Below are 18,940 nucleotides of genomic sequence, written 5' to 3'. Positions count from 1 at the left end.
ACGCGTGCGGCCTTGCAGTCGTGGATCAGCTGCGCGAGGTCCTCGATGGAGTAGGTGTCGTGATGCGGCGGCGGTGAGACGAGTTCGACGCCCGGGGTGCCGCCGCGGGCCGCGGCGATCTCCACGGTCACCTTCGGCGCGGGCAACTGACCGCCCTCGCCGGGTTTGGCGCCCTGGCCGATCTTGATCTCGAGTTCTTCGAGCATCGGATCGGCCAGATAGCCGGACCAGATCCCGAACCGGCCCGAGGCGAACTGCTTGATGCGCGAGGCACGGATGGTGCCGTACCGCGACAGATGTTCGCCGCCCTCGCCACTGTTGGACAGTCCCCCCACCATGTTGGTGCCGTGGGCCACGGCCTCGTGCGCGGGTGCCACCAGCGCGCCGTGGCTCATCGCCCCCGAGGCGAACGTCGTGGTGATCTCGTGTGCGGGGGCGACGTCGGCCAGTGCGATCGTGGGACCAGCCGGGCGGGGTGACAGGACGTCGCGCAATGCACTGGGCCGCTCGCGGCGGGCCTGGGCGAGTTCGGCGGCGAACTCCCGGTACGCCGGAGTGATCGCGAACGCGTCGATGGTCTCGTCGGACAGCCTGTCGAAGCCACTGCCCTCGTATACCGAGGCGTTGAGTCCGAACGCCGAGTCCAGCGCCGACAGTGTGAGCAGGGGCAGCGAATCTGTGGCGTTGGCGGCCTCGGCCTGCGCGGAGACCTTGTCGGCGGCGTCGTAGCTCAGCTTCTCGGCGGTGAGCCCTTCGTAGCGCTTGACGGCCTTGGTGCCGAACGAGTGCCCGGCACCGCCGGCTCGTTCCTTGAACAGGCCCAGCAGAGGCAGGTCTTTGTCGGAGACCAGTACCCCGGACGGGGCGGTGGCGTGGTGGTGGGCGTCCAGCAGGAGTGCGGCGATCGCGTCGAGGCCGACGCCGCCGACCGGCGACGGTGAGCCGGGGAACCAGCGTCGCAGGTCCTCGTCGGCGGTGTCGAGAAAGTTCGGTTCGAAGAATTCGCCGCCGATGTAGCTCTCGACCGTGCACAGCCCGACCCTGCCCATGGTCTTCATCAGGGACTTCTCGGCCGCCTTGGCCCAGTTGGCGAACGCCTTGTCGGGGTCCGGCCTGGTCCGGGCCCGCCTGGCCACCGAATGCGGGTGTACCGCCGATGCGCCGAACCCGAGCAGGCAGGCCAGGTGATGCGACGATTCGACCTGGCCGCTGTCGGCGATCAGCGAGATCCGCAGCCGCAGACCCTCATCGATCAGCCGCTGATTTATGGCCGAGACGACGAAGGTCATGGGCAGTGCCGCGTGCGCGTCGTCGACACCCCGGTCGGTGAGGATCGCGATGCCGCCGCGCCGTTTGGCGAACGCCACGACCTCCTCGCCGAGATGGTCGATGGCCGTCACGATCGCCGTGCGTGCATCGGTACCGGTGTCCGGGCCGGCCGGGTAGAGCGCGGGGAACGTGCTGACCGGGGTTTCGGTCTGCGCTCCGAGCAACGACAACTGCCGGGCGGTGAGTACAGGCGAACGCAGGATGATCTGGCGGGTGCGGATGAGCGAATCGTGGCGGCGGTCGCGGCCGGACACCTCGGGACGTATCCCGAGGGCCACGCGCAGGGTCATCCCGTCGGCCTCCCGGATGCTGTCCAGCGGCGGGTTGGTGACCTGGGCGAATCGCTGGGAGAAATAGCGGGTGATGCTGGGTTCGATGTTGCTCAGGGCGTTGATGGCATTGCCGAAGCCCATCGCCGAGACGAGTTCGGTGCCCTTGTCCAGCATCGGATCCATGAAGTAGCGGAAGCTCTCCTGGTCCAGGTAGTACGCGCGATAGCGCTGATGGTCGGTCAGCGTGGTGGCTTTTGCGTCGATGTCTGCGGCAGCGGGCCGATCAGGTTCCGGACCGGACTCGAACTCGATGGGTTCGAACGCCGTGAGGTCGTCGAGGTCGACCTTGGCGGCGGCCAGCAGCGCCGGGTAGTCGGCCGCGGCAGCGAGCTTCTCGTAGGCGTCGTCGGTGGTGTAAGTGCGATGTTCACGATGGTCGTAGAAGATCATCCCGCCCGCGGATACCCGGCCGCGGGAGATCACCGAGTCCGGGTGCACGTCGATCTGGCCTGCCTCGGAGAACGCGCACAGGAACTTGTTGGTCTCGAGCGTCCGCAGGGGACGCAGACCCAGGCGGTCGAGGCGGGCACCGATGATCGACCCGTTGCCGAAGACGACGGCGGCGGGGCCGTCGTTCTTCTCCTCGTACAGCGAGAAGTACTCGAACATGGCGCGCACCCGGGGGGAGAGCGAGGTGTCGTTCTCCCAGGCCGGGGGCATCATCGACACGATGGCGGTGACCAGGTCGAGGCCGTCCTCGGTGACCCGGGTGGCGACGGTCTGGTCCAGGCGCGAGCTGTCGGACTGCCCGGGCGGCCGGACGATGCTTCGGCGCTGTGCGGCGGCGGCGGTCACCTGGGCGATGCGGTTCTTCTTGTCGGTGTTGAGCTCACCGTTGTGGGCCAGGAACCGGAACGGTTGCGCCATCGTCGGGTGTGGATCGGTATTCGTGGAGAACCGGGTGTGGAAGAAGAGCGTGTGCACCGCGTGATCGGGGTCGGTCAGGTCGGCGAAGTAGCCGACCACCTCGGGCGAGGAGAGCCGCCCCTTGAGTACCTGGGTGCGAGCCGACAGCGACAGCGGATACAGACCGGCCAGGGCCGGTTCGGTGTAACCGATCGCCTCGATGTGCAGCAGGGCCTGCTGCACGAGCAGGTCGAGGTCGGCGGGACTCGGAGTGGGTTCGGGTGCGCCGAACACCCACTGCCGGATCGGCAGCTGCGCTCCGACGGCTGCGGGGCGCAGCACCGAATTGTTCACCGGCACATCGCGAACGGCGAGGACGGAGAATCCCCGCTCTGTCATTGTCGATTCGATCAGACGCTCGGCCCGTGTCTCCTCACCCGCGGGGAGGAAGAAGTTGCCGACGCAGAACCGGCCCAGGGACAGGTCCGCGATACCGGTGACCTTGCGGAAGAACGCCTGCGACAGGTCCATCGACACGCCGCCGCCGTCGCCGACGCCCTCGGCGGACATGCCGCCGCGGTGCGGGACCGAGCACAGTGCCTCGGCCGCCTTGACGATGACGTCGTGGCTCTGCACACCGTCCTTGCGGGTGATGAACCCGACTCCGCAGCTGCTCTTCTCGTCGCTGGGGTCCCACAGCAGGGCCTGTGTGCGCGGTTCGCGCTTCATACGTCTCCTGTATCGAGCCGGCTGGATGCTTGATACGCCCCTGCGACGGTGAAGCGGCGTTCGATCACTATAGCTAAGCCAAACCTAATTTAACTAAGCCATGCCTAAATCTTAGAGGGCGATCAGGAATAGCCGTGCACAACGGGATGTTGCAGCGGGTGCCGATTTCAGTCAGGGCCGCCGGTCGTGGCATAGTGGCAAGGTTGAGTCCGGTACCGGTTCACACCGTCGAGGTACGACGGTGACCCGGCGACCATCATCGAAGGGACACCAGAGAAATGAAGAAGGGTATTCACCCTGACTATGTCGCCACCACCGTCGTGTGTGGTTGCGGCAACACGTTCGAGACACGGAGCACCGCCTCGAGCGGCCGGATCACCGTCGAAGTCTGCTCGCAGTGCCACCCGTTCTACACGGGCAAGCAGAAGATCCTCGACACCGGCGGCCGCGTCGCGCGCTTCGAGAAGCGCTACGGCAAGCGGAACAAAAGCGCAGCCTCCAGCTAGCTTCAGCGACGGCGCCCGCCCGGGAAGTCTCCCGGGGTGGGCGCCGTTCTGCTTTGTGCAAACCTCTGTGCAAACCGATTCCCGTTTGTTTCCATCGATCCCAGTGAGGCGACAGTGAGCAGCACCAGCCCGTCCGCCATCGACGACGTCGTCGCCGAACATCAGGGGCTCGAGCTCCAACTCGCCGATCCGGCACTGCACAACGATCCGGCCGCCGCACGCCGGGTCGGCAAACGTTTCGCCGAGCTCGCTCCGGTGATGGCCACCTATCGCAAGCTGACAGTCGCCCGTGACGATCTGGAGGCCGCGCGCGAACTGGCCGCCGACGATGCCTCGTTCGCCGAGGAGATCCCCGCGCTGGAGGAGGCGGTCGCCGAACTCGACGCGACGCTCACCGATCTGCTCGCCCCGCGTGACCCGCACGATGGTGACGACGTCGTCATGGAGATCAAATCCGGTGCGGGAGGGGAGGAGTCGGCGTTGTTTGCCTCCGACCTGGCCCGGATGTACCTCAAGTACTGCGAACGCCATGGCTGGAAGGCACAGATCCTCGGTGTCACCGAATCCGATCTCGGCGGCTACAAGGAGGCCACGATCTCGGTCAAGGCCCGCGAATCGGTGCGTGACGGCGTGTGGTCGCGGCTGAAGTTCGAGGGCGGTGTGCACCGCGTGCAGCGGGTGCCGGTCACCGAATCACAGGGACGCATCCACACCTCCGCGGCAGGTGTGCTGATCTATCCAGAGCCCGACGAGGTCGAAGAGGTCTCGATCGACGAATCGGATCTGCGGATCGACGTGTACCGATCGTCCGGAAAGGGCGGTCAGGGCGTCAACACCACCGATTCGGCGGTGCGCATCACCCATCTGCCCACCGGAATCGTCGTGACCTGTCAGAACGAACGCTCACAGCTGCAGAACAAGGCCCGCGCCATGCAGGTGCTCGCGGCCCGGTTGCAGGCGGCGGCCGAGGAAGAAGCCGACGCCGCGGCCGCCCAGGGGCGCGCCGCGCAGATCCGTACCGTCGACCGCTCCGAGCGCATCCGCACCTACAACTTCCCCGAGAACCGCATTACCGATCACCGCATCGGTTACAAGGCCAACAACCTCGACGCGGTTCTGGCCGGTGACATGGACGGACTGCTCGACGCGCTGGTCGGCGCCGACCGGCAGGCCCGGCTCGCCGCCGAATGACCGCCCGCCGCGCGCGGGTCAGCGACGAAATCGCCGACGCGGCAAGACAACTCGACGATGCGGGCGTCGCCTCCGCGCGGGCGGACGCGGAATGGCTGATGTGTCATGTGCTCGGCATCGACCGCGGTCGGCTGCTCATCGCCGACGACATGTCCGACGCGGCGGTGGTGCGGTACCGGGACCTGGTGGCCGAGCGGGCGCGGCGGATCCCGTTGCAGCATCTGACGGGTACTGCGGCGTTCGGTCCGCTGGATCTGTCCGTGGGCCCCGGGGTGTTCGTGCCGAGACCGGAGACCGAATGGCTGCTCGAGTGGGCGGTCTCGCGGCTCTCGCAGATCGCCGAGCCGGTCGTCGTCGACCTGTGCAGTGGCAGCGGCGCGCTCGCGATCGGCATCGCCGCCCTCGTTCCGGCGGCCCGGGTCTACGCCGTCGAGAAGTCATCCGACGCGTGGGAGTGGCTGTCCTGCAATATTTTTGACTGCGGTGTGCAGGAGCGGTGCATCGCCGTACGGGCCGACGTGACGATCACGGGCAACACCCTGGCAGCGTTGGAGCGCGCGGGAATGCCCGCACCCGCCGACGTCGTGGTGAGCAACCCGCCGTACGTGCCGGAAGGCACGGGTACTGCCCCCGAGGTGGACTGGGATCCACACACGGCCGTGTTCGGGGGCGACGACGGCATGTCGGTGATCACCCCGATGCTCGAGGTGGTGGGACGGCTCCTGCGGCCCGGCGGCCGTGCCGGCATCGAACACGACGAGACGACCTCCGCGAAAGTGATCGCCGCTGCTCGGGCAACCGGTGTGTTCACCGAGATCAACGGGTACGACGATCTCACCGGCCGGCCACGGTTCGTGACGATGGAACGTGCCGCGACCGACGTCGGTGTGTCGTGACCGGCATGCCCGCGGTGCCGGAGTCGCCCGCTGCCGTCGCCGTGCGAGGATGGCAGAGTGGGTTTGCGTACGAACTTGCCGCGGACCACGTCCATCGGGAAGGCCACGTCCATCGGGAAGGCCACGTCCACCGAGAAGGCGATGTCCACCGGGAAGGCCACGTCCACCGGGAAGGCCACGTCCGGCCGAAACGGGCAGTGAGGGAGCGCTATCAGTGAGAGGGGACCGGCAGTGAGCACCGTGTACGACTGCAACGAATCCGATTCCCGGGGAGCCGGTATCCGCGCCGCGGTAGGTGCCTCGAAGGCGGGGCGGTTGGTGGTCATGCCCACCGACACCCTCTACGGAATCGGCTGCGACGCATTCGACGCCGAGGCCGTGGCCGCATTGCTCGCGGCCAAGGGACGTGGCCGCGATATGCCGGCGCCGGTGCTCGTCGGTTCCTGGCCCACCATCCACGGACGGGCGTTGTCGGTGTCGGCCGACATGCGTGCGCTGGTCGAGTCGTTCTGGCCGGGCGGGCTGAGCATCGTCGTCGAACAGGCGCCGTCGCTGTCGTGGGACCTCGGCGACGCCGACGACACGGTCATGGTCCGGATGCCGCTGCATCCGGTGGCCATCGAGTTGCTTCGTGAGGTCGGTCCGATGGCGGTGTCGAGCGCCAACGTGTCCGGTCAGCCCCCGGCGACAACCATCGCGGAAGCCCGCGGGCAACTGGGTGACGAGGTGTCGGTATACCTCGACGGCGGTCCGGCCGAGCTGGCCCAACCGTCGACCATCATCGACCTGACGGGGATGACACCCCGGATCCTGCGTGAGGGTGCGGTGCCGGCCGCAGCCATCGCCGAGGTACTCGAGATCGATCTTGCGGTCCTGACCGGAGAGCGGTGAGCGGCGTCCGCCGCACGGCCTGTCGCGATGCGCCCTGATGTGATGCCGCCGGATCTCCTGCTCGCCGCCGACTCGGCAGGGGGAGCGGGCGTCCCGTTCCGGGAACTGCTGCTGATCGGGCTGGCGGCCGCTGCCGTCACCTATCTCCTGACCTCGCTGGTCCGCATGGGTGCCATCAAGGCCGGGGCCGTGGCGGTGCCGCGCACCCGCGACGTGCATGTCATCCCGACACCCAGGCTCGGCGGCGTCGGAATGTTCGCCGGCGTCCTCGCCGCCATCATGCTTGCCGCCAACCTGCCGGCGCTGACCCGCGGGTTCGCCTACACCGACGACATGAGCGCGGTGCTGGCCGCGGGCACGGTCATCGTCCTCGTCGGAGTGATCGACGACCGATGGGGTCTGGACGCGCTGACCAAGTTCCTCGGCCAGGTGACCGCTGCGGGGGTCCTGGTGGTCATGGGGGTCAGCTGGTACCTGGTGCCGGTGCCGTTCGGGGACATCGACACCATCGTCCTCGATCCCTTCCAGGCCGGTCTGCTCACCGTGTTTATCACGGTCGCCACCATCAACGCCGTAAACTTCGTCGACGGCCTCGACGGTCTCGCCGCGGGCCTGGGCGCCATCTCCGCGCTGGCGATCTGCCTGTTCTCGGTCGGCCTGCTCAGGGATCAGGGCGGCGACGTCAGCTACTACCCGCCGGCGTTGATCGCGGCGGCACTGGCCGGTGCGTGCCTGGGCTTTCTGCCGCACAACTTCTCGCCCGCCCGGATCTTCATGGGCGACTCGGGTGCGATGCTGATCGGTCTGCTGCTGGCCGCAGCGGCGACCAGCGCCTCGGGTCGCATCGCCATCTACTCCTATGGTCCGGCCGACGTGTTCACCCTCCTCAGCCCGCTGATCCTGGTGGCGGCAGTGGTCTTCATCCCGATGTTGGACATGCTGATGGCCGTGGTCCGCCGGACCCGTGCCGGGGTGGGCTTCTACACGCCCGACAAAATGCATCTGCATCATCGGCTGCTCGAGCTCGGACATTCGCAGCGCAGGGTCGCGCTGATCATCTACCTATGGGTGGGTGTACTCGCGTTTTCCGTCGCCGCCAGCACGATATTCCCGGTCGGATACGTCGCCCCGGCATTCGTGGTGGGGCTGATCCTCGCTGTCGGCGTGACAGTGGCTCCGGGATTGCGGCGCCGGTATGCGCACTGGCGCACCCGCTACCTGGGACGCGCCTGAGGCCCGGGTAAGGTAACAGTAAAGCAGCGTGTACTATCTAGCGTAGTAGAGCAGTTCTGCTCACGACGACTCGCCGGGAACTGGATACATACCCCCCGGTGACGTCGGTTTCCATGTGTTGATAAGGTCACAGGGCACCCGCGGGCCACCCGGTTTCACACTGGCTGTCCGGAACCCCGTGCGGTACCCTGTGCCCGCTTGAACGGGCCGAGCCTGTGCGAAACAGGCCGAAGGAGCTGGAGGAGAGGCGCATGACGACATCTGCACCCGAATCCGCTCCCGTCTATCCGCAGGCGCCCACAGGCCTTCGTCGTCCGGGCATTATCGCGGGCGTCGTCACGGTGGCCGTGGTCGGTGCATCCTTCTGGCTCGGACACCCTCTGGTCGGGGTGTTCTTTTTTGTGGGCGTGATCGGGGTCTTCGTCAATGCGGTGGCCGTACGCAACGTCGTCACCGTCATCGCGGCCGAGGCGAACCCGCACAAGAAATCTCTGGCACTCAATTCTGCCGCCCGGCTAGGCGCCATCACGGTACTGGCGCTGGCAGCGGCCATCCTGGTCCGGCCCGATGGGCTGGGCGTCATGTTCGGACTCGCGGTTGGACAGGTGATCCTGGTACTCAACACGGTGATCCCGGTGATGAAAGGACTGCGTAAGCAGCTATGAGCGAAACCTCCACCTTGGCGGCTTCCATCGAAGTGGGTCACCACAAAGAGGCCGAGTTCCTCGGGATGACCTTCAACGTCGACACCATCATGGCCTCGGCGCTCGCCGCGGTGATCGTGATCGGCCTGGCCTTCGTCCTCAAGGCGAAGGTGACCTCGGGCAAGCCCAACACCGTGCAGATCTACTTCGAGACGATCACCGTGCAGATGCGGCAGCAGATCGAACAGGGCATCGGCATGAAGATCGCCGGCTTCGTCCTGCCACTCGCGGTCACCCTGTTCACCTACATCCTCATCGCCAACTGGATCGGGGTCATCCCGTGGCAGTACGGCAGCACCAACGACGAGGGTGAGAGTGTGGCCCACGAGGTGTTGATGACCCCATCCGGTGACGTCAACTTCGTCTACGCGATGGCCTTGTTCGTGTTCGTCTGGTACCACGCGGCCGGCGTCAAGCGCCGCGGCATCATCGGGCACCCGGTCAAGCTGGTCAAGGGTCACGCCATCGGTCTGGCCCCGATCAACATCATCGAAGAGATCGCCAAGCCTGTCTCGCTCTCCCTCCGTCTTTTCGGCAACATGTTCGCCGGCGGCACGATGCTCGCGGTGATCGCCATGTTCCCGGCCTACATCCTGTGGGCCCCCAACGCGCTGTGGAAGTCGTTCGACCTGTTCGTCGGCCTCATCCAGGCGTTCATCTTCTCGCTGCTGACTGTTCTCTACTTCAGTCAGGCGATGGAGACCGAAGACCATCACTGACGAAACCCCTGGTCGGCGCCGTCGACCAGGCCTATAGACCTGGCGAGTCACATCGCCAGTTTCCACCCGAAAGGAAAGTTCTCAATGGATCCCAATCTGATTGGTATGGGCGCCCTGATCGGCGGCGGTCTCATCATGGCCGGCGGCGCGATCGGTGCCGGTATCGGTGACGGTCTGGCCGGTGCTCAGCTGATCGCGGGTATCGCACGTCAGCCCGAGGCGCAGGGGCGTCTGTTCACCCCGTTCTTCATCACCGTCGGTCTGGTCGAGGCGGCGTACTTCATCAACCTGGCGTTCATGGCGCTCTTCGTCTTCGCCACGCCGATTGAAGGCGTGACCCACTAAACCCCTCGTCTATTTCGTTAGGAAGCAATCGCGACCATGTATCTCGCCTCAGAATCCGAGGGTGAGGGGACTTCCAACTTCCTGATCCCCAACGGCACATTCTTTGTGTGCCTGTTGATCTTCGTCATCGTTTTCCTGGTTATCAAGTTCTACGTGGTACCGCCGATCGTCAAGGTTCTCGACGAACGCGATGCCCGGGTCGCGAAGACCGCGGAGGACAACAAGGCGGCTGCGGCGAGCTACGAGGCTGCCACCACCGAGTACGAGGCCGCGCTCAAGGACGCTCGTGGCGTGGCAACCGGTATCCGGGACGAGGCACGGGCAGAAGGTAACGAGGAATTGGCAGAGGCGAAGCGGCGCGCGACCGAACAGGCCGACACCGCTCTCGCCAACACCACCGCGTCCCTGCGCACCGAGGCCGACGCGGCAGCGGCCGGCGCGCAGCAGGACCTCGAACGACTGTCCGAGACACTCGCCGGCCGGGTGCTCGGCGTCGACGTCCGGACCGGCCAGGCACTTCAGGAGACGGTGAGCTAAACAGTGGACATCTTCATCGGACAGCTCATCGGCTTCGCCGTCGTTGCCTGGCTCATCTGGAAGTTCGTCGTGCCCGTCCTGAAGAAGGCGGTCGCGACTCGGCAGGAGACCGTCGGCCAGCAGATCATCGACAGCGAGGCGGCGGCCGCCAGTGCCAAAGATGCCGAGATCGCCCACGAGAAGGCGGTCGACAAGGCAGAGGCCGAGGGTGCCGAACTGCGCAGCAACGCGTACGCCGACGCCGAGAACATCAAGGCCGATCTGCGTGTGCAGGCCGACCGTGAGGCCCGCCGGATCGTGGAGAACGGCGACAACCAGGGCGAGTTGGTTCGTTCCACCCTCGTCCGTAAGCATCGCACCGCACTGGGTCTGAGTGCGGTCGACCAGGCCGGAGAGCTGGTTCGCGGCCACCTCGCAGATCCGGCCGCCAAGGAGAAGAGCGTCGACCGGGTCATCACCGAACTGGAGGCGATGACCGCGGGCACCTCGGGTCCGCATACGCGTGCCGAGCTGATCGGCCTGCATTCGCTGCGTGCCACCAGCCGTGACGCCGCGCAGGCAGTGGCCCAGGTCTTCGAGGCAGACGCCGCGGGCCAGGACGCCGCCTCGCTCGTCGCCGCCTCCGAGGACCTCACCGAGGTCATCGCGCTGCTCGACAAGAATCCGGTGCTGCGCAAGAAGCTCACCGAGGACGACGAGTTCCCGCAGGGCAAGACGGCGCTCGTGCAGTCGATCTTCGGCGGCAAGGTCAGCCAGGTCGCAGTCGACATCATCGCTACCGCCTCTCGTCAGCGCTGGTCATCGACACCGGACTTCGGTACGGCATTGCGGCGCCAGAACTCGCTGGTCGTGCTCGCCGCGGCCGAGCGGGACGGTTCCATCGAATCGGTCGAGGACGAACTTTTCCGGGTTTCGCGACTCCTCGACGCCAATCCGCAGCTCGCTTCGCTGCTGTCGGATCACACCCACGACGCCGGTAAGCGGATCGCTCTGCTGGACAGGCTGATCGGTGGCAAGGTCGGCGCTCACACGCGGACCCTGGTCGCGCACTCGGTGCGTCTGCTGCACGGTCAGCCCGCGGAGTTGGCCGTCGCCAATCTCGCCGAACTGGCCGCGGCCCGCCGTGGTGAGTCGGTCGCGCACGTGGTGTCGGCCGCGCCGCTCACCGACTCACAGATCCAGCGTCTGCGCGGTGTCCTCGGCAACATCTACGGCCGCACCATCTCGGTACAGACCGAGGTGAACCCGGAGATCCTGGGCGGTCTGCGGATCGCCGTCGGCGACGAGGTCATCGAGGCCGACATCGCCACCCGACTGGCCACCGCGGCCCAGACATTGCCGCGCTGACCTCACCGCTCACGCGCGAGCTCACCACATCACCCAGCACAGACCTGAACCGATTCAAGGAAAGACGAGAACACCCATGGCGGAGTTGACGATCTCACCAGAGGAGATCAAGGGAGCGATCGAGCAGTACGTCTCGTCGTTCGAGGCCGAGGCATCCCGCGACGAAGTGGGCATCATCACCCACACCGCAGACGGTATCGCCAGTGTCAGTGGCCTGCCCGGCGCAATGGCCAACGAGCTGCTGAAGTTCGAAGGCGGAATCCTCGGTGTCGCCCTCAACCTCGACGAGGACGAGATCGGCGCCGTCATCCTGGGTGACTTCCAGTCCCTGGAAGAAGGCCAGCAGGTCAGCCGTACCGGTGAGGTCCTCTCGGTTCCGATCGGCGACAAGTTCCTCGGTCGCGTCATCGACCCGCTCGGCGCCCCTATCGACGGACTCGGCGACATCGAGTCCGAGGGCGAGCGTGTCCTCGAACTTCAGGCGGCCTCGGTTCTGCAGCGCCAGCCCGTTGAGGAGTCACTGGCCACCGGCATCAAGGCCATCGATGCCATGACCGCCATCGGCCGCGGACAGCGTCAGCTCGTCATCGGCGACCGCAAGACCGGCAAGACCGCGGTCTGCGTCGATGCGATCCTCAACCAGAAGGCCAACTGGGACAGCGGCGACCCGGACAAGCAGGTCCGCTGCATCTACGTCGCGATCGGTCAGAAGGGCTCGACCATCGCCGGCGTCAAGACCGCCCTCGAAGAGGCCGGCGCGATGGAGTACACCACCATCGTCGCCGCTCCCGCCTCCGATTCGGCCGGCTTCAAGTGGCTCGCGCCGTACACCGGTTCGGCCATCGGTCAGCACTGGATGTACCAGGGCAAGCACGTCCTGATCGTGTTCGACGACCTGACCAAGCAGGCCGAGGCCTACCGCGCCATTTCGCTGCTGCTGCGCCGCCCGCCGGGCCGTGAGGCATACCCCGGTGACGTCTTCTACTTGCACTCGCGTCTGCTGGAACGTTGTGCCAAGCTCTCCGACGACATGGGCGGCGGCTCGATGACCGGTCTGCCGATCATCGAGACCAAGGCCAACGACGTGTCGGCGTTCATCCCTACCAACGTCATCTCGATCACCGACGGCCAGGTCTTCCTCGAATCGGACCTGTTCAACAAGGGTGTCCGCCCCGCGATCAATGTCGGCACCTCGGTGTCCCGCGTCGGTGGCGCCGCGCAGACCAAGGGCCTCAAGAAGGTCTCCGGTTCGCTGCGTCTGGAACTTGCCCAGTTCCGCGAGCTCGAGGCGTTCTCCGCCTTCGCCTCCGACCTCGACGACGCCTCCAAGGCTCAGCTCGAGCGCGGTGCGCGCTGGGTCGAGATGCTCAAGCAGGATCAGTACAGCCCGTACTCCGTCGAGGACCAGATCGTCTCGATCTACCTGTGCGGTGAGGGCCACTACGATTCGGTGCCGGTCAACGACGTCCGGTCCTTCGAGTCGCAGCTTCTCGATCACCTGCACCACAACGCCACAGGCGTCTACGCGTCGATCGAGGGTGGCCAGGTGCTTTCCTCGGATCAGGCCGAGGCTCTCGTCGCCGAGGTGAACCGTTTCAAGAAGGGCTACCTGACCGCTGACGGTAAGCGCGTCGTCGGCGATGTCCCGGTCGAGGCGATGGATGCCGAGGACGTCGGGCGCGAAGCACTCAAGGTGAAGAAGTAGTTCGTGGACAACCTGAACTTTCGTCAGAAAGGGGTGAGGGTCCATGGCCAGCATCCGTGAGCTGCGCTCACGCATCCGGTCGGTGCAGTCGACCAAGAAGATCACCAAGGCGCAGGAGCTGATCGCCACCTCGCAGATCACCAAGGCCCAGGCTCGGGTGGCCGCGGCCAAGCCGTACTCGGCCGAGATGACCGCGGTGCTGGCCGAGCTGGCCGGCAGCGCCGGTTCGCTCGACCACCCGCTGCTGGTCGAGCGCGAGGCGCCCAAGCGCGCCGCCGTGCTCATCGTGACCAGCGACCGCGGTATGTGCGGTGGTTACAACTCGAACGCACTGCGTTCGGCACGTGAGCTCATCGCTCTTCTCGAAGAGGAGGGCAAGCAGCCGGTCCTGTTCGTCACTGGACAGAAGGGCATCGGTTACTTCACCTTCCGTGGCCAGTCGATCGCTTCGTCGTGGAGTGGCTTCTCGCAGAAGCCGACCTACGCCGACGCCGCTCAGGCTGCGGATCTGCTCGTCGACCTGTTCATGGCGGGATCGGGGGAGTCGATCGAACTCCCCGACGGCGGCAGCCTCGCCGGCGTCGATGAGATCCACATGGTCTACACGCGTTTCGTCACGATGCTGACGCAGACGCCGGAGGTCCGGCGGGTCGCTCCGCTGGTGGTTGCCGAGGCCGACGATTCCGATCCGTCGACACCTGATCGCAACTACAGCTTCGAGCCCGGTGCCGAGGCCCTGCTCGATTCGTTGCTGCCGAAGTATGTGGCCACGCGTATCCACGCCGCACTGCTGGATTCGTCGGCATCGGAGTCGGCCGCCCGGCGTACGGCGATGAAGGCGGCCACCGACAATGCCGAGGAACTGTCGAAGTCGTTGTCCCGCGAGGCCAACCAGCTGCGTCAGGCCCAGATCACCCAGGAACTCAGCGAGATCGTCGGCGGCACCGCCGCGCTGAGCTGACCGGCCGCGCTGAACCGAATGCGGCTACGCCGGCGCGTGAGCCCGCCGATACCGAAACGTTTACCCAAGAGGAAGTGACCCAACCACAATGACCGCAGCAGTTACGACACCCACGGAAGGGAAGGCGGGCTCGACCCAGGGCCGCGTCGTCCGCATCATCGGCCCCGTGGTCGATGTCGAGTTCCCCCGGGGCTCGATCCCAGAACTGTTCAACGCCCTGCACGCAGAGGTCACGCTGGCGGCCGTCGCCAAGACGCTGACCCTGGAGGTCGCCCAGCACCTCGGCGACAACCTGGTGCGCACGATCTCGATGCAGCCGACCGACGGTCTGGTCCGTGGCGCTGCGGTCTCCGATACCGGCTTCCCGATCCGCGTTCCGGTGGGCGATCTCGTCAAGGGTCACGTCTTCAATGCTCTCGGTGAGTGCCTGGACACCCCGGGACTCGGCCGCGACGGCGAGCAGTGGGGCATCCACCGTAAGCCCCCGGCTTTCAGCGAGCTCGAGGGTAAGACGGAGATCCTGGAGACGGGCATCAAGGTCATCGACCTGCTGACCCCGTACGTCAAGGGCGGCAAGATCGGTCTGTTCGGTGGTGCCGGCGTCGGCAAGACCGTTCTGATCCAGGAGATGATCACCCGTATCGCTCGCGAGTTCTCGGGCACCTCGGTGTTCGCGGGCGTCGGTGAGCGTACCCGTGAGGGCACCGACCTCCACCTCGAAATGGAGGAGATGGGCGTCCTCGGCGATACCGCGCTCGTCTTCGGCCAGATGGACGAGCCGCCGGGCACCCGTATGCGCGTCGCCCTGTCCGCGCTGACCATGGCGGAGTACTTCCGCGATGTGAAGCACCAGGACGTGCTGCTGTTCATCGACAACATCTTCCGCTTCACGCAGGCCGGCTCGGAGGTCTCGACCCTCCTCGGCCGTATGCCTTCGGCGGTGGGTTACCAGCCGACACTGGCCGACGAGATGGGTGAGCTGCAGGAACGCATCACCTCGACCAAGGGTCGTTCGATCACCTCGCTGCAGGCCATCTACGTGCCCGCCGACGACTACACCGACCCGGCGCCGGCCACCACGTTCGCCCACCTCGATGCAACCACCGAGCTCTCGCGCCCGATCTCGCAGTTGGGTATCTACCCCGCCGTGGATCCGCTGACCTCGACCTCGCGCATCCTGGAGGCCTCGATCGTCGGTGACGAGCATTTCCGCGTCGCCAACGAGGTCAAGCGCATCCTGCAGAAGTACAAGGAGCTGCAGGACATCATCGCCATCCTCGGTATGGACGAACTGTCCGAAGAGGACAAGGTGACGGTGCAGCGTGCGCGCCGCATCCAGAAGTTCCTCGGCCAGAACTTCCTGGTCGCCGAGAAGTTCACCGGTCAGGCCGGTTCGGTCGTTCCGCTCGCCGACACCATCGAAGCCTTCGATCGTGTCTGCAAGGGCGAGTTCGATCACCTGCCCGAGCAGGCGTTCAACAGCTGCGGTGGCCTCGACGACGTGGAAGCCGCCGCTGCCAAGATCGCCGGAAAGTAGCACATCACCATGGCAGACAAGTCCTTCCATGTGGAGGTCGTTTCCCCGGACCAGGAGCTGTACTCGGGTCAGGCGACGTTCGTGATCGCCCAGACCACCGTGGGTGAGCTCGGTGTCCTGGCGGGGCACGAGCCTCTTCTCGGTGAGCTTGTGCCAGGCGGTTTCGTCGTCATCGTCGAGGAGAGCGGCGACCGCAAGGCCGCTGCCGTCGAGGGCGGTTTTCTCTCGGTCACGGGAGAGCGTGTGACGATCCTCGCGGACACGGCGCAGTGGGCCGATGACGTCGACGTGGCGGCGCAGCGCGCGGTGCTGGAATCGGCGGAGCCGGGCAGTGCGGAGTTCAACCACGCTCATGCGCTGGTGACGGCTGCGGAGAACCTGCACAAGTAGGTACCAGAAGTTCAGATTTGATCGGCCATCCGGGACGCAGCGTCCCGGATGGCCGATTTCTTTCTGTCCGGATGTCCCGGGTGGACCGTCCGGATGGGACGTGCTACCTGCGGCTGCGCTTTCGTTTCGCCCTGCGAAGCGTTCGTTTTGTCACGGGGGCCCCGGGGTGGCATTCTGTACAGCAAGCATGGCCGGTCAGTGCCGATGGCAGCCCAGCATCATCGGCACAATCACCGGTCGCACACCCGGAGGTGCCGTCCCGGTGGATTTAGCCATCGTCGCGCTGATCGTGTTGCTGGTGTTCGCAACCGTTGTGGCGATGGTCCTTGTGTACAGGATCACCAAACTGCGCAGTGTGGGTACGCCTTGTCTGCTGCGACGCATTCCCGCTGCCGCTGACGCGGGCTGGCGCCATGGCGTGGTGCAGTACGACGAGAACAGCGTGTCGTTCTACCGGCTCAGCTCCCTGCGTCTGGGCACGACGTCGACGCTGCTGCGGCAGACCACGGAGATCTGTGCGCGCCGACGACCGATCGGCAGCGAGGCGGATATTCTCGACGGTCTGGTGGTGCTCGAGCTCGAACCCGGCGCGGACGGGAACGGCGGCGCCTACGAGTTGGCGATGTCCCAGGGGGCGGCCACCGCGTTCCAGTCGTGGATCGAGGCCCGGCAGTCGGCGCGTTCGCAACGACGCAGAGCCTAGAAGAACGACGCCAGAAGAACGGCGCCGCGCCTAGAACACGGTCAGGGCCGTATCCGGTCCCCGCCCGGTACCCATTTCACATCGCCGTCACCGTGTGGCGGATGGGCGGCGACCCGGGCCAGGATGAACAGTAGATCCGAGAGCCTGTTGAGGTACTTCGCCGGCAGCACGCTGGTGGTCTCGGGTGCGGCGTCGACGGCCGCCCACGCCGAGCGTTCGGCGCGTCGCACCACGGTCCGGGCCTGGTGCAGCAGCGCCGCGAGCGGACTGCCGCCGGGCAGGATGAACGAATCGAGGTTGGGCAGAGGCTCGCCGTACGAGTCGCACCAGTGTTCGAGCGCGTCGATGTAGGACTGTTCGATGCGCAGCGGCGGATACTTGGGGGATTCGACCACCGGGGTGGACAGGTCGGCACCGGCGTCGAACAGGTCGTTCTGCACGGTTCGCAGCACAGTGACGATATCGGCGGGCAGGGCGCCCGCACATGCCAGCGCGACCCCGATGGTGGCGTTGGCCTCGTCGCAGTCGGCATAGGCGACGACTCGGGGGTCGGTCTTCGCGACGCGCGAGAAGTCGCTGAGTCCGGTGCTCCCGTCGTCGCCGGTGCGGGTGTAGATACGGGTCAGATGTACGGCCATGGGTGCAAATCTATCGTGGCGTTCGGTTCGGCCCGGTGCCGACGGTTAAGGTGTGAGCGTGGCAGATCGGTTCTTGGTGAGCGGTGGGGCACGACTGGCGGGTGACGTGGTCGTGGGGGGCGCGAAAAACAGCGTCCTGAAGCTGATGGCGGCCGCTCTGCTGGCCGAGGGCACCACCACGTTGACGAACAGTCCCGACATTGCGGACGTGCCGCTGATGGCCGATGTGCTGCGCGGACTCGGTGCGGCGGTCACCATCGAGGGCGATGAGGTCATCATCGATTCGCCTGCCGAACCCAAGTATCACGCCGATTTCGACGCGGTGAAGCAGTTCCGGGCGTCGGTCTGCGTGCTGGGTCCGTTGATGGCGCGGTGCCGCCGTGCGGTGGTCGCCCTGCCTGGCGGCGACGCGATCGGTTCGCGGCCGCTGGACATGCATCAGGCCGGTCTGCGGGCGTTGGGCGCGCACAGTTCCATCGAGCACGGCTGCGTGGTGGCCTCTGCCGACACCCTCGTCGGGGCCGGTGTGGCGCTGGAGTTTCCGTCGGTGGGTGCCACGGAGAACATCCTGATGGCTGCGGTGCTGGCCGAGGGTGTCACGACCATCGACAACGCCGCCCGCGAACCGGAGATCATCGATCTGTGCGAGATGCTGGTGCAGATGGGGGCCAGGATCGACGGGGCGGGTTCGTCGACGCTGACCGTTGAAGGTGTCTCGCAACTGCATCCGACGACGCATCGGGTGGTGGGCGACCGGATCGTCGGTGCCACGTGGGGGATCGCCGCGGCGATGACCCGCGGGGACGTGACCGTGCACGGTGTCGCGCCCGCCCATCTGCAGCTGGTGCTGAACAAGTTGCGCGATACCGGCGCTGTCGTGGAGACCTTCGACGACGGTTTCCGGGTGCGCGCCGACGAGCGGCCGCGGGCGGTGAACGTTTCGACCCTGCCGTTCCCGGGTTTTCCCACCGATCTACAGCCGATGGCGATCGGTCTGGCTGCGGTGGCCGACGGGATGTCCCTGATCACCGAGAACGTCTTCGAGGCCCGGTTCCGGTTCGTGGAAGAGATGGTCCGGCTCGGTGCCGATGCCCGCACCGATGGCCACCATGCGGTGATCCGCGGTGTGGAGCAGCTTTCGAGCGCGCCGGTGTGGTGTTCGGATATCCGGGCCGGAGCCGGTCTCGTTCTGGCCGGTCTGGTGGCCGACGGGGTGACCGATGTGCACGATGTCGAGCACATCGACCGGGGCTATCCGCGGTTCGAGGAGATCCTGCGCGGTCTCGGTGGACAGATCGAACGCGTATCGGGTTAGGGCCGGAGGCCGCGTCCGGACAGGACGCGGCGACGTTGGTACGGTACGGCACCTGACCTGACGGATAGTCTGTGCGAGCGGACACA

At 66.3% G+C, this 18,940-nt stretch carries 19 protein-coding genes; 17 read left to right on the top strand and 2 right to left on the bottom strand.

All coding sequences use genetic code 11. The features are described 5' to 3' along the window. Positions 1-3,236, bottom strand: a 3,236-nt coding sequence (locus tag Q0627_RS15415; protein WP_298811236.1) for a glutamate synthase central domain-containing protein, incomplete at its 3' end; no start/stop codon positions are given. Between the two features lie 278 nt (positions 3,237-3,514). Here Q0627_RS15415 and rpmE point away from each other — a divergent pair. The 16 genes from rpmE (at position 3,515) to Q0627_RS15335 (ending at position 16,901) form a co-directional block, all read left to right on the top strand. Beyond that, entirely contained in the window at positions 3,515-3,742 is a 228-nt protein-coding gene (gene rpmE, locus Q0627_RS15410; protein ID WP_005188763.1) for a 50S ribosomal protein L31, read from the top strand. Positions 3,743-3,856: 114 nt separating this feature from the next. Then, a complete protein-coding gene (gene prfA / locus Q0627_RS15405; RefSeq protein WP_291015776.1) occupies positions 3,857-4,933 on the top strand; it encodes a peptide chain release factor 1 in 1,077 nt (358 codons plus the stop codon). After that, on the top strand, positions 4,930-5,829 hold the full coding sequence (prmC, locus tag Q0627_RS15400) for a peptide chain release factor N(5)-glutamine methyltransferase (protein WP_298811230.1): 900 nt from the start codon (positions 4,930-4,932) through the stop codon (positions 5,827-5,829). The genes prfA and prmC overlap by 4 nt, the downstream gene beginning before the upstream one ends. A 57-nt stretch (positions 5,830-5,886) precedes the next feature. After that, a complete protein-coding gene (locus Q0627_RS15395) occupies positions 5,887-6,030 on the top strand; it encodes a hypothetical protein (protein WP_298811228.1) in 144 nt (47 codons plus the stop codon). Positions 6,031-6,060: 30 nt separating this feature from the next. After that, on the top strand, positions 6,061-6,720 hold the full coding sequence (locus Q0627_RS15390) for an L-threonylcarbamoyladenylate synthase (RefSeq protein WP_298811225.1): 660 nt from the start codon (positions 6,061-6,063) through the stop codon (positions 6,718-6,720). A 42-nt stretch (positions 6,721-6,762) separates the two neighbouring features. Then, positions 6,763-7,953, top strand: coding sequence for an MraY family glycosyltransferase (locus tag Q0627_RS15385; RefSeq protein WP_291015771.1), 1,191 nt, complete (start codon positions 6,763-6,765; stop codon positions 7,951-7,953). 251 nt (positions 7,954-8,204) lie between these two features. Beyond that, complete coding sequence (locus Q0627_RS15380) at positions 8,205-8,618, top strand: hypothetical protein (protein ID WP_291015770.1); 414 nt, start codon at positions 8,205-8,207, stop codon at positions 8,616-8,618. Next, on the top strand, positions 8,615-9,376 hold the full coding sequence (gene atpB / locus Q0627_RS15375; protein WP_298811218.1) for a F0F1 ATP synthase subunit A: 762 nt from the start codon (positions 8,615-8,617) through the stop codon (positions 9,374-9,376). The genes Q0627_RS15380 and atpB overlap by 4 nt, the downstream gene beginning before the upstream one ends. 84 nt (positions 9,377-9,460) lie before the next feature. Further along, positions 9,461-9,721 (top strand): F0F1 ATP synthase subunit C, encoded by a 261-nt coding sequence (locus tag Q0627_RS15370; protein WP_298811215.1) that lies wholly within the window; start codon positions 9,461-9,463, stop codon positions 9,719-9,721. A gap of 36 nt (positions 9,722-9,757) precedes the next feature. Continuing rightward, entirely contained in the window at positions 9,758-10,258 is a 501-nt protein-coding gene (locus tag Q0627_RS15365; protein WP_298811212.1) for a F0F1 ATP synthase subunit B, read from the top strand. 3 nt (positions 10,259-10,261) lie between these two features. Further along, complete coding sequence (locus Q0627_RS15360) at positions 10,262-11,605, top strand: F0F1 ATP synthase subunit B/delta (protein ID WP_298811210.1); 1,344 nt, start codon at positions 10,262-10,264, stop codon at positions 11,603-11,605. A gap of 76 nt (positions 11,606-11,681) precedes the next feature. Next, positions 11,682-13,310 (top strand): F0F1 ATP synthase subunit alpha, encoded by a 1,629-nt coding sequence (atpA, locus tag Q0627_RS15355; protein ID WP_291012067.1) that lies wholly within the window; start codon positions 11,682-11,684, stop codon positions 13,308-13,310. Between the two features lie 43 nt (positions 13,311-13,353). Next, entirely contained in the window at positions 13,354-14,271 is a 918-nt protein-coding gene (locus Q0627_RS15350; RefSeq protein WP_291012065.1) for a F0F1 ATP synthase subunit gamma, read from the top strand. A gap of 88 nt (positions 14,272-14,359) precedes the next feature. After that, the gene (gene atpD / locus Q0627_RS15345) at positions 14,360-15,808 is read left to right on the top strand and encodes a F0F1 ATP synthase subunit beta (RefSeq protein WP_298811206.1); all 1,449 of its coding nucleotides are present in this window, start codon (positions 14,360-14,362) and stop codon (positions 15,806-15,808) included. 9 nt (positions 15,809-15,817) lie between these two features. Next, entirely contained in the window at positions 15,818-16,198 is a 381-nt protein-coding gene (locus tag Q0627_RS15340) for a F0F1 ATP synthase subunit epsilon (protein ID WP_291012061.1), read from the top strand. Positions 16,199-16,460: 262 nt separating this feature from the next. After that, positions 16,461-16,901: a DUF2550 domain-containing protein gene (locus Q0627_RS15335; RefSeq protein ID WP_291012059.1), complete on the top strand. Its 441-nt coding sequence runs from the start codon at positions 16,461-16,463 to the stop codon at positions 16,899-16,901. Between the two features lie 41 nt (positions 16,902-16,942). Here the strand turns inward: Q0627_RS15335 and Q0627_RS15330 are convergent, their stop codons facing one another. Next, the gene (locus Q0627_RS15330) at positions 16,943-17,539 is read right to left on the bottom strand and encodes a cob(I)yrinic acid a,c-diamide adenosyltransferase (RefSeq protein ID WP_291012056.1); all 597 of its coding nucleotides are present in this window, start codon (positions 17,537-17,539) and stop codon (positions 16,943-16,945) included. Positions 17,540-17,597: 58 nt separating this feature from the next. On the opposite strand from Q0627_RS15330, the gene murA reads away from it, so the two are divergent. Beyond that, a complete protein-coding gene (murA, locus tag Q0627_RS15325; RefSeq protein ID WP_291012053.1) occupies positions 17,598-18,854 on the top strand; it encodes a UDP-N-acetylglucosamine 1-carboxyvinyltransferase in 1,257 nt (418 codons plus the stop codon). The last annotated feature ends 86 nt before the right edge of the window (positions 18,855-18,940 follow it).

Origin of the sequence: uncultured Gordonia sp. (assembly GCF_937858515.1) — a bacterium.
Taxonomy (GTDB): domain Bacteria; phylum Actinomycetota; class Actinomycetes; order Mycobacteriales; family Mycobacteriaceae; genus Gordonia.
Note: the sequence above shows the minus strand (reverse complement) of the source record. Positions and strands in the feature narration are given on the sequence as shown.